The organism is Nocardioides sp. YIM 152588 (assembly GCF_040191335.1).
Lineage (GTDB): Bacteria > Actinomycetota > Actinomycetes > Propionibacteriales > Nocardioidaceae > Nocardioides.
Window position 1 is genome coordinate 68,016 of the sequence record NZ_JBEGDJ010000018.1, and the last position, 10,317, is coordinate 78,332.

At 73.7% G+C, this 10,317-nt stretch carries 9 protein-coding genes; 7 read left to right on the plus strand and 2 right to left on the minus strand.

What is annotated here, in order from left to right; genetic code table 11:
* Nucleotides 1-24: 24 nt before the first annotated feature.
* Nucleotides 25-2,319 (plus strand): immune inhibitor A domain-containing protein, encoded by a 2,295-nt coding sequence (locus tag ABLM29_RS11120; protein WP_349714172.1) that lies wholly within the window; start codon nucleotides 25-27, stop codon nucleotides 2,317-2,319.
* A 163-nt stretch (nucleotides 2,320-2,482) separates the two neighbouring features.
* Here ABLM29_RS11120 and ABLM29_RS11125 read toward each other — a convergent pair whose 3' ends face one another.
* Nucleotides 2,483-4,198 (minus strand): FAD-binding dehydrogenase, encoded by a 1,716-nt coding sequence (locus ABLM29_RS11125; RefSeq protein ID WP_349714173.1) that lies wholly within the window; start codon nucleotides 4,196-4,198, stop codon nucleotides 2,483-2,485.
* Nucleotides 4,195-4,896: a TetR/AcrR family transcriptional regulator gene (locus tag ABLM29_RS11130; RefSeq protein ID WP_349714174.1), complete on the minus strand. Its 702-nt coding sequence runs from the start codon at nucleotides 4,894-4,896 to the stop codon at nucleotides 4,195-4,197. Before ABLM29_RS11130 ends, ABLM29_RS11125 begins: the two co-directional genes overlap by 4 nt.
* 97 nt (nucleotides 4,897-4,993) lie before the next feature.
* Here ABLM29_RS11130 and ABLM29_RS11135 point away from each other — a divergent pair, with 97 nt between their 5' ends.
* From ABLM29_RS11135 to ABLM29_RS11160, 6 genes are all read left to right on the plus strand, one after another.
* The gene (locus ABLM29_RS11135) at nucleotides 4,994-6,148 is read left to right on the plus strand and encodes an alpha-hydroxy-acid oxidizing protein (RefSeq protein WP_349714175.1); all 1,155 of its coding nucleotides are present in this window, start codon (nucleotides 4,994-4,996) and stop codon (nucleotides 6,146-6,148) included.
* 132 nt (nucleotides 6,149-6,280) lie between these two features.
* On the plus strand, nucleotides 6,281-6,991 hold the full coding sequence (locus ABLM29_RS11140; RefSeq protein ID WP_349714176.1) for a response regulator transcription factor: 711 nt from the start codon (nucleotides 6,281-6,283) through the stop codon (nucleotides 6,989-6,991).
* A complete protein-coding gene (locus ABLM29_RS11145) occupies nucleotides 6,988-8,382 on the plus strand; it encodes a HAMP domain-containing sensor histidine kinase (protein ID WP_349714177.1) in 1,395 nt (464 codons plus the stop codon). The genes ABLM29_RS11140 and ABLM29_RS11145 overlap by 4 nt, the downstream gene beginning before the upstream one ends.
* Before the next feature lie 177 nt (nucleotides 8,383-8,559).
* The gene (locus tag ABLM29_RS11150) at nucleotides 8,560-8,832 is read left to right on the plus strand and encodes a hypothetical protein (RefSeq protein WP_349714178.1); all 273 of its coding nucleotides are present in this window, start codon (nucleotides 8,560-8,562) and stop codon (nucleotides 8,830-8,832) included.
* Nucleotides 8,829-9,767, plus strand: coding sequence for an FAD:protein FMN transferase (locus ABLM29_RS11155; protein ID WP_349714179.1), 939 nt, complete (start codon nucleotides 8,829-8,831; stop codon nucleotides 9,765-9,767). Before ABLM29_RS11150 ends, ABLM29_RS11155 begins: the two co-directional genes overlap by 4 nt.
* A partial coding sequence (locus ABLM29_RS11160) for a hypothetical protein (protein WP_349714180.1) occupies nucleotides 9,764-10,317 on the plus strand: 554 nt, incomplete at its 3' end. The genes ABLM29_RS11155 and ABLM29_RS11160, both read left to right, overlap by 4 nt.

Here is a 10,317-nt window from a genome sequence, read left to right on the forward strand (position 1 = left end):
GATTGAGGCATGAGAAGACTGATCGTGGCAGTCACCGGTGTCGCAGCGCTCGCGCTCCCCGGCGCCCTGGCCGGCCCGGCGAGCGCGGAGCCGGGCGGCCCGCTACCGACTCCCCCCAGCGACGAGACCAGCGGCTCGGAGGACAACCTCCCCTCGCCGCTGGCCGACAAGCAGGCGGCCGAGCGCGCCCGCGCCCAGGAGATGGTCCTCAAGGGCGAGGTCACCCCGAAGGGCAAGAACAAGGTCGTCAAGATCGCCCCCGGCCAGTACGTCGAGCTGGCCCGCCAGGACGAGGACTCGATCTTCACCGTGCTCGGTGAGTTCGGCGACCAGGAGAGCCCGTTCAGCGTGCTCCAGGGCGGCGACGAGGGCCCGCTGCACAACCAGATCCCCGAGCCCGACCGTTCGGTGGACAACACCACCATCTGGGAGCCGGACTTCTCCGAGGACTACTACGAGGACCTGCTCTTCTCCGAGGCCCCCGGCGCGATCTCGATGCGGAACTTCTACACCGAGATGTCCTCGGGCGCCTACAGCGTCAACGGCGACGTCACCGACTGGGTGCAGGTCCCGTACCGGGCCGCGCACTACGGCCGCAACTACTGCGGCGGCATCGTCTGCGCCCAGACCTGGGTCTTCGTCCGGGACTCGGTGAACGCCTGGTACACGCAGGCCGTCGCCGCGATGGGCGAGCAGGGCGTGAAGGACTACCTCGCCCAGTTCGACGTCTGGGACCGCTACGACTACGACGGCGACGGGAACTTCGACGAGCCCGACGGCTACATCGACCACTTCCAGTCGATCCACGCCGGCATGGGCGAGGAGACCGGCGGCGGCGCCTACGGCGAGGACGCCATCTGGTCGCACCGCTGGTACAACCAGCTCACCCCGATCGGGTCCGGCGGACCCACGGTCGGCGACACGACCGTCCCCTTCGGCGGCACCCAGATCGGCGCCTCGGGGATCTGGATCGGTGACTACACGATCGAGCCCGAGAACGGCGGCGTCGGCGTCTTCGCGCACGAGTTCGCCCACGACCTCGGCCTGCCCGACCTCTACGACACCTCCGGCAACACCGGCGGCGCGGAGAACTCGACCGCCTTCTGGACGCTGATGAGCTCCGGCTCCTACGGCAACACCGGCAAGCCCGAGGACGGCATCGGCGGCGAGCCGACCCACATGGGCAACTGGGAGAAGTTCCAGCTCGGCTGGCTCTCCTACGACGTGGTCGGGGCCGGCCAGAAGAGGGTCCTGAACCTCGGCCCGGCCGAGCACCGCACCAAGAAGTCGCAGGGCGCGTTCGTGCTGCTGCCCGACAAGTCCGTGCCGCTCGAGCTCGGCGCCCCCTACGAGGGCGACCAGTACTACTACAGCGGCTCCGGCAACGACCTCGACGTCACGATGACCAAGGAGGTCACGGTCGGCGCGGGCGAGTTCAGCGCCCACGTGCGGTACGCGATCGAGGACGACTGGGACTACGCCTACCTGACCGTGGACGGGGAGCCGGTGGCGACGAACCTGTCGACCGACGACGACCCCAACGGCCAGAACTTCGGGCACGGGATCACCGGCGACTCGGGCGGCGAGTGGGTCGAGCTGACCGCCGACCTGTCGGCGTACGCCGGGCAGACGGTCGACCTCGGCTTCCGCTACTGGACCGACGTCGCCGCCGTCGAGTCCGGGTTCCAGGTCGACGCGATCGTGCTGGACGGCGCCTCCATCGGCACCGCGGAGTCCGACGAGGGCTGGACCCTCGACGGGTTCCGGACCACGACGGGGTCGGAGGAGCAGGAGTTCTTCAACGCCTACGTGCTGGAGAACCGGCAGTACCTCGGCGCCGACGACGCGCTGCGGACCGGCCCGTACAACTTCGGGTACGCCAGCACCCTCCCGGACTGGGTGGAGCACTTCTCCTACCAGGACGGGCTGCTGATCAACTACTGGGACACCAGCTACGCCGACAACAACGTCGGCGACCACCCCGGCGGCGGGCTGCTGCTCCCGGTCGACGCGCACCCCGACCACCTGTACTGGTCGGACGGCACGCTGATGCGCCCGCGGATCCAGTCCTACGACTCCACGTTCGGGCTGGAGCGGACCGAGGCCTACACGCTGCACCAGGACGGGGTGCCGACGCGGATCCCGTCGCAGCCGGCGCAGAAGGTCTTCGACGACACCGAGTCGTGGTGGACCGGCGGCTCGGAGCCGGGCCGGATCCAGCCGGGTTGGATCGGCGTCGACGTCCCGAAGACGGGCACGACCGTGAAGGTGGTGAGCCAGGACTCGCACGGCGTGCTGCGCCTGTCGGTCAACAAGTGACCGACTGAGGCACGACGCGGAGGAACGGCGCCGAGCCGGCAGGAACCTTCTGCCGGCTCGGCGTCGTCTTCGCGTCGTCACATCCCGATTGGCCCCGAAATGGCGAAGAAGGGGGCCAATCGGGATGTGACGACGGCAGGTCTGGACGCCAGCCCCGAGGCGATCAGCCCCGGGCGATCGCCCGGCCGGCGGTCCGCCCGGAGAAGATGCAGCCGCCGAGGAACGTCCCCTCCAGCGCGTTGTACCCGTGCACGCCGCCACCGCCGAAGCCGGCGGCCTCGCCCGCAGCGTACAGGCCCGGGATCGGGCTGCCGTCCGCGGCGATGCACTGGGCGTCCAGGTTGGTCTCCAACCCGCCCAGCGTCTTGCGGGAGAGGATGTTGAGGCGAACCGCGATCAGCGGGCCGTGGGCGGGGTCCAGGATCCGGTGCGGCGGGGCCACCCGGATGATCTTCTCGGTCTTCGCGCGGCGGGCGTTGGCGATCGCCATCACCTGCACGTCCTTGCAGAACGGGTTGTCCAGCTCCCGGTCGCGGGCCACGATCTGGCGCTCGATCTCGGCGACGTCGAGCTGCGGCCCGCGCGCGATCTCGTTCATGTTCGCGACCAGGTCGGCGAGGTTGTCGGCGACCACGAAGTCGACGCCGTGCTCCTTGAACGCCTCGACCGGGCCCGGGGCCCCCTTCGCCAGCCGGCTCTTGATCGCGAACTTCACGTCCTTGCCGGTGATGTCGGGGTTCTGCTCCGAGCCGCTGAGCCCGAACTCCTTCTCGATGATGGTCTGGGTCAGGATGAACCAGGAGTAGTCGTGGCCTCCCGCCAGCACCTGCTTCATGCTGCCGTTGGTGTCCGCCCCCGGTACGCCGGACATCCCCTCCAGCCGCTTGCCGTCGGCGTCGAACCACATCGACGACGGCCCGGGCAGGATCCGGATCGCGTGGTCGGGCCAGATCGGGTCCCAGTTGTGGACGCCCTCGACGTAGGCCCAGAGCCGGTCGCGGTTGACCACGGTGGCGCCGGCGGCCTCGGTGATGCCGATCATCCGCCCGTCCACGTGCGCCGGTACGCCGGCGATCAGGTGCTCCGGCGCCGGGCCGATCCGCTCCGTGGGCCAGTTCTGGCGCATCAGGTCGAAGTTGTGGCCGATGCCGCCGCTGCCGACGACGACGGCCGCGGCGCGGTAGTCGAACTCGCCGACCACGTCGCGGTTGGACCTCACCCCACGCGGGGAGTCGTCCTCGGCGAGCTGCGCGCCGCGCACCCCGACGACGGCTCCGTCCTCCACGACGAGGTCGTCGACGCGGTGCCGGAAGCCGAACCGGACCAGGCCGCGCTGCTCGGCGGCCTCGACCGGTTCGGCGAAGACGCGGACCACCTCCGGCCCGGTGCCCCAGGTGAGGTGGAAGCGCGGGACCGAGTTGCCGTGGCCGGTGGCCCGGCCGTCGCCGCGCTCGGCCCAGCCGGCGAACGGCATCGAGGAGAGGCCGAGGTCGTTGAGGTAGGCCTGCTTCTCGGTGTGCGCGAACCTCACGTAGGCCTCGGCCCACCGCCGCGGCCAGTAGTCCTCGCCGCGGTCGGGGCCGTCGGTGCCGTCGCCGAGCCGGTCGAACTGGGCGCTGCCCATCCAGTCTTGCAGCGCCAGCTCGTAGGAGTCCTTGATCCCGGTGCGGCGCTGCTGCTTGGAGTCGACGAAGAAGAGCCCGCCGAGGGACCAGAACGCCTGGGCGCCGAGGTTGGCGCGGTTCTCCTGGTCGAGCACCAGCACCCGCTTGCCCGCCTTCGCCAGCTCGTGGGTGGCGACCAGGCCGGCCAGGCCGGCTCCGACCACGATCGCGTCGGGGGTGAAGTCGGCGGCGGGGCCGCTCGGTGTCTCGGTCATCGGGTCTCCTCCGGGGCGGTCGGGGCGGTCGGGGCGTTCGGGGCGTTCGGGGCGGTCGGGTCGTTCGGGGCGTCTGCGGGCGGATCCGGGTAGCGGTCGACGATCATCTGGGCGAGCACCGCGAGGGCGCCGCGCACCGTGCGTCCGGGCGCGGCCGTCGGGGCGGGGTCGAGCGCGGAGAAGGCGAACCCGTCGAGCACGTTCACGACGATGCTCAGCACCGGTGCCACCTCGTCGGCGGGCAGGTGGTCGCGCCACATCTCCCGCGCCAGCGCGAGCATCTGCCGCTGGAAGTCGAGGCGGGCGGGGCGCAGCGCGGCGCGCAGGTCGGCGTCGGAGCGGGCGGCGACGAGCAGCTCGCGCCACGTCTGGTTGGTCGGCGAGAGCACCACCTCGCGCAGGTGGAGCAGGGCGTCGGTGAGCCCCTCGACGCCCGCGAGGTCGAACCGGAGCAGGCCGCGGGCGGCCTCGATGTTGCGTCGCGAGGCGAGGTCGGCGGTGGCCACCAGCAGCGCCTGCCGGGTCGGGAAGTGGCGGAACAGCGCCCCCTGGCTGACCCCGGCGCGTGCGCAGATCGCCGACGTCGAGGTGCCGGCGTACCCGCGCTCGGCGAGGCAGACGACGGTCGCCTCCAGCAGCGCGTTGATGGTGGCGTCGCGGCGCTGCGCCTGGGTGCGCCGGCCTCCCACCCCCGTCATGTGACTCACCTTACACACTTAGCGACCGTTCGCTATCTTTCTCTGTGATCGGCGTTACAGTGACGGCCGACCAGGATCCCGAGCGCGAGGTGGACCGATGGCCTTTGGCGACTACCAGCTGGAGCTGTACTTCAACGCCGTCAACGGGGTGCTCCCCCGGATGCCCTTCGACTACGACGTCCTCGAGCGCGACGCGCTCGCCGCGCTCCCGCCCGAGCTGCGCACCTACATCGCCGGCGGCTGCGGCAACGAGGCCACCCAGCGGGCCAACGTCTCCGCGTTCGAGAAGTGGGCCCTCATCCCCCGGATGCTCGGTGGCAACGGGGAGCGCGACCTGTCGATCGAGCTGTTCGGGGCGACCCTGCCCACCCCGCTGATGATGGCGCCCGTCGGCGTGATCGGGCTGTGCACCCCCGACCAGCACGGCGACGTCCACACCGCCGAGGCGTCGGCGCAGACCGGCGTGCCGATGATCGGGTCGACCCTGATGAGCGACCCGCTCGAGGACGTGGCCGCGGCGACCGGCGACACCCCGTCGTACTTCCAGCTCTACACGCCCAAGGACCGCGACCTCGCCCACAGCCTGGTGCGGCGCGCCGAGAAGGCCGGGTACGACGGCATCGTGGTCACCCTCGACACCTGGGTGCCCGGCTGGCGCCCGCGCGACCTGGCGACCGGCAACTTCCCCCAGCTGCGCGGCAAGTGCCTGGCCAACTACACCTCCGACCCGGTCTTCCAGGAGTTCCTCGACCCCGGCGCCACGCCCGGCGAGCTGGTGCTGACGTGGGCCGGCATCTTCGGCAACCCGATGGGCTGGGAGGACCTCGCCTGGCTGCGGTCGCTGACCGACCTGCCGATGCTGCTCAAGGGGATCTGCCACCCCGACGACGCCCGCCGGGCGCTGGACGGCGGCATGGACGGCATCTACTGCTCCAACCACGGCGGCCGCCAGGCCAACGGCGGCGGCTCCGCGCTGCAGTGGCTGCCCGGCGTGGTCGAGGCCGCCGGCGACGCGCCGGTCATCTTCGACTCCGGCGTGCGGTCGGGCTCCGACGTCGTCAAGGCGCTCGCGCTCGGCGCCACCGCGGTCGCGGTCGGCCGGCCCTACGTCTACGGCCTCGGGCTGGGCGGGGTGCCCGGGCTCGTGCACGTGCTGCGCTCGCTGCTCGCCGAGGCCGACCTGCTGATGGCCGTCGACGGCTACACCAGCATCGCCGACCTGACCCGGGAGACGATCGTCCCGGCGATGTGAGGCCGGCCCGGGGCCGAGCGGCGTCGTCACATCCCGATTGGCCCCTTTTCCGGCGGTTTCGGGGCCAATCGGGATGTGACGACGCGCGCTTCCACCCCGTACGCCGACGGGTCCGCCTCTAGGCTCGGCGCCGTGGTGCACCTGTTGCTGGTCGAGGACGACGAGGCGATCCGTCGCAGCCTGGCCCGCGGGCTGACGGACCAGGGCGCGACCGTCGCGGCCGTCGGCAGCGCGGTCGAGGCGATCCAGGCGCTGCCCACCGAACGGCCCGACGTCGTCGTGCTGGACCTGGGCCTGCCGGACCTGGACGGCGCCGACGTGCTGGCGCTGATCCGCGCGCAGGGCGACCTGCCGGTCGTCGTCGCCACCGCCCGCGACGACGATCGGGAGGTGGTCCGCCTCCTCGACGCCGGCGCCGACGACTACCTGATCAAGCCCTTCTCCGCCGCCCAGGCGATGGCCCGGGTCCGGGCGGTGCTGCGCCGCACGGCGCGCGCCCAGCCCGAGGAGCAGCGGGTGGTGGTCGGCGGCCTGACCATCGACGCCGTCTCCCGCACCGCCTCCCTCGACGGCCGCGACCTGGACCTCAACCGCAAGGAGTTCGACCTGCTGCTGGCGCTCGCCTCGCGCACCGGCCAGGTGATCTCCAAGCGCCAGCTGCTGGCCGAGGTGTGGCAGCAGCCGTGGGGCGGGGCGGACCGCACCGTCGACGTCCACCTCTCGTGGCTGCGCCGCAAGCTCGGCGAGAGCGCGGCCGAGCCGCGCTACCTGCACAGCGTGCGCGGGGTCGGGGTGAAGCTCGTGGCCCCCGACGGCCCCGACAGCGGCGACGGTGCGCCGTGACGCTGCGCACCCGGATCCTCACCCTCACCGTCGGCGCCACCACGGCGGTGCTGCTGCTGTTCGCGATCCCGCTGGGCCTGCTGGAGCGGCGCGCCGCCGAGCAGGACGTCGAGCAGGACGCCACCGACACCGCCTGGGCCGTCGCCGACTACCTCTCCGCCGGCGGCACCGGCGACCTGACGGCGTACGTGCAGCGGATCAACGACCGCGACGAGGGCAGCCCGGTCGCCGTGGTCGCCCCCGACGGCACCCGGTACGGGCCGACGCTGCCCGACGCCGGCACGACCTCCGCGCCGACGTACTCGCCGAGCGCGTCGCCGCCGGAACGGGAGGACGGGCACGACGGCGGGGCCGACGACGGCGACGGGGACCACGACGAGCCGTTCCTGCGCCAGAGCGGCGCCCAGATCACGGCGGTCGACGGCGGCAGCCTGGTCCGCGTCGACGTGCGCACCGCCGGCGGCCCCACCTCGGTCACGGCGTTCGCGGCCGACGACGAGGTGCGCCACCGGGTCACCGAGCGCCTGCTGCCGCTGGCGCTGGCCGCCGGCGTGCTCCTGCTCGTCGTGGCCGCCACCGCGGAGTTCGTCTCCCGGCGGCTGGTGCGCGACCTGGGCCGGACCGCGGACCTCGCCGACGCGATCGCCGCCGGGGACGCGATGGCCCGGGTGCCGGAGTCCGGGCCGCCCGAGGTACGCCGGGTGGCGCACGCCCTCAACGGCCTGGCGGGGCGGATCGACGAGCTGCTGGCCGCCGAGCGGGAGACCGCCGCCGACCTCTCCCACCGCCTCCGCACGCCCCTGACCGCGCTGCGCCTCGACGTCGAGTCGCTGCCCGAGGGGCCCGCCCGCAGCGACCTCGAGGACCGGGTGAACACCCTGGAGCGGACGCTCACCGCGGTGATCCACGACGCCCGCCGCACGGTGCGCGAGGGGGCCCGGGTCGGCTGCCGGCCGGGGCCGGTGGTGGCCGCGTCGGTGGACTACTGGCGACCGCTGGTCGAGGACCAGGACCGGCGGATGGAGGTCGACGTGGCGCCGGACCTGCCCGAGGTGCGCTGCGCCGACGAGGACCTGCGCGCGGCGATCGACGCGCTGCTGGAGAACTGCATCGCGCACACCCCCGACGGCACCGCGATCGGCGTCCGCGCGTACGCCGCCCCGGACGCGCCCCGCGTGATCGTGGCCGTCCGCGACGCCGGCCCCGGCTTCGACCCGCGCTCGGTGCGCCGCGGCCTCAGCGACCGGGGCTCGTCCGGCCTCGGCCTGGACATCGCCCGGCGCTGCGCGCGGGCCTCGGGCGGGGAGCTGGTGGTGGGCCGGGAGCCGGGTGGGACCGGCTCCGGGGCCGAGGAGTGGACCGTGGTCCGGCTCGACCTCGGGTTGGCCTGACCTCCCGCGTCACATGGATCCTGGTCGCTTCTCGGGCCTGCACCCGACCAGAATCCATGTGACGCGGCGCCTCAGCAGCCCGCCGACTCGCGCTCTCAGGTGGCGCTCAGCCCGATTTGACCGCGATTTGAGGTTCCCTTGGGTGGCGCCTGACCCGGCTGCCGCGAGCCTCGGGGCATGGACTCCGCACGCGACTCGCTCCTGACCAGGGCCCGGGTGATCACCGCCGGCGTGGTGATCGCCGCGGCCTCCGCCACCGGCCTGCTGACCGCCGCCGCGGCCGGCTCGACCACCTCCGCCTCCGCCGACACCACGGACGGGACCGGCACCTCCGGCACCTCCAGCACCTCGGGCGGCTCGGACGACCGCGGGACCTACGGCGTCCCCGACACGTCCGGCGGCTCCCAGGCCGGCTCCGGCGGCCCGGCGGCCGGGAGCCACGCGTCATGAGCGCGCTGCAGTGGCGCGACTGGTCGTGCGCGGTGCGGGTGGTGCTCGCCGACGGCCGCCCGCACGCCGGCGCCCCCGCCGCGGCCGACGGCGCCCGCGCCGAGCGGGTGGTGCGCGGGCTGATGGACGACGTCGCTCTGGCCGCCAGCCGGTTCCGCACCGACAGCGACCTGAGCCGGATCAACGCCGCCGCCGGCAGCCCGGTGCCGGTGGGCCCGCTGACGATCCACCTGGTGCGGGTCGCCCTGGACGCCGCCCGCGCCACCGGCGGCGCCTGCGACCCGACGGTCGGCCGGCACCTCGAGGCCGCCGGCTACGTCACCGACATCGAGGTGCTCCGCTCGTTCGGGGCGACCGCCGGGCGGTCCACGCCGGGCGGGCGTCCCGCGCCACGAGCGGACCACACGGCGGTGCTCGTGGACGCCGAGCGCGGGCGGGTGAGCGTGCCGGCCGGCCTGGCGCTGGACCTCGGCTCCACGGCGAAGGCCTGGACCGCCGACGAGGCCGCCCGCCGGGTCGCCGCGACGCTGGGCGTGCCCGCGCTGGTCTCGATCGGCGGCGACGTCGCGAGCAGCGGCGAGCACAGCTGGCCGGTGCTGGTCAGCGAGCACGAGGGCGGGCCCGGCGAGGTGGTCCCGCTGGCCCGCGGCGGCATCGCCACCTCCTCCACGCGCAGCCGCCGCTGGGCCGGGGACGACGGCGAGGACCGGCACCACGTGATCGACCCGGCGACGGGCCTCCCGACGGACGGGGCCGTGCGCACGGCGACGGTGCTCGCCGCGACCTGTGCGGAGGCGAACGCGCTCAGCACGGCCGCGCTCGTGTGGGGCACCGGCGCGGCCGACCGGCTCCGCGACCACGCCGCCCGGCTGGTGCTGGCCGACGGCCGCGTGGTCACCACCGCCGGCTGGCCGCACGGCGAGGTGGCGGCATGACGCTGTGGTACCTGGCCCGCGCCGCGGGCTTCGTCGCCCTGATCGCCGCCACCCTCACCGTCGTCCTCGGCGCCGCCGGCTCCTCCTCGCGCGGCGAGGGACGCGTGGTCGCCCAGCTCGTGCACCGCTCCGCGGCGGTGCTGACCCTGGCGATGATCGGGCTGCACGCCGTGCTCCTGGTGACCGACCACTACGTCGACGTCTCGGTCGGCGGCGCGCTGGTGCCGTTCACGGCCGGCTACCGGGCCCTCGCGCTCGGGCTGGGCACGCTCGCCGTCTACGGCTTCGTGGTCCTCGCCGTCACCGGGCTCCTGCGCGGCCGGATGGCGTCGAGCCCCGCGGCGGCCCGCGCCTGGCGCGGCGTGCACCTCACCGCCTACGCGACGTGGGTGCTCGCGATGGCCCACGGGGTCCTGGCCGGCACCGACACCGGCAGCCCCTGGACACGCTCGAGGTCGCCGTGCCCGAGCGGTTCCACGCCAACACCCTCAAGAAGCTCTACCCGGGCATCCGGGTGCACCGCACCTACGCCGAGTTCGCCGCGGTCCTG

Bases quoted from the DNA above. Each gene is read 5' to 3' on its own strand.
- ABLM29_RS11155 (WP_349714179.1), top strand. From the start codon at position 8,829: ATGAGCGCGCTGCAGTGGCGCGACTGGTCGTGCGCGGTGCGGGTGGTG.
- ABLM29_RS11150 (WP_349714178.1), top strand. From the start codon at position 8,560: ATGGACTCCGCACGCGACTCGCTCCTGACCAGGGCCCGGGTGATCACC.
- ABLM29_RS11135 (WP_349714175.1), top strand. From the start codon at position 4,994: ATGGCCTTTGGCGACTACCAGCTGGAGCTGTACTTCAACGCCGTCAAC.
- ABLM29_RS11125 (WP_349714173.1), bottom strand. From the start codon at position 4,198: ATGACCGAGACACCGAGCGGCCCCGCCGCCGACTTCACCCCCGACGCG.
- ABLM29_RS11130 (WP_349714174.1), bottom strand. From the start codon at position 4,896: ATGACGGGGGTGGGAGGCCGGCGCACCCAGGCGCAGCGCCGCGACGCC.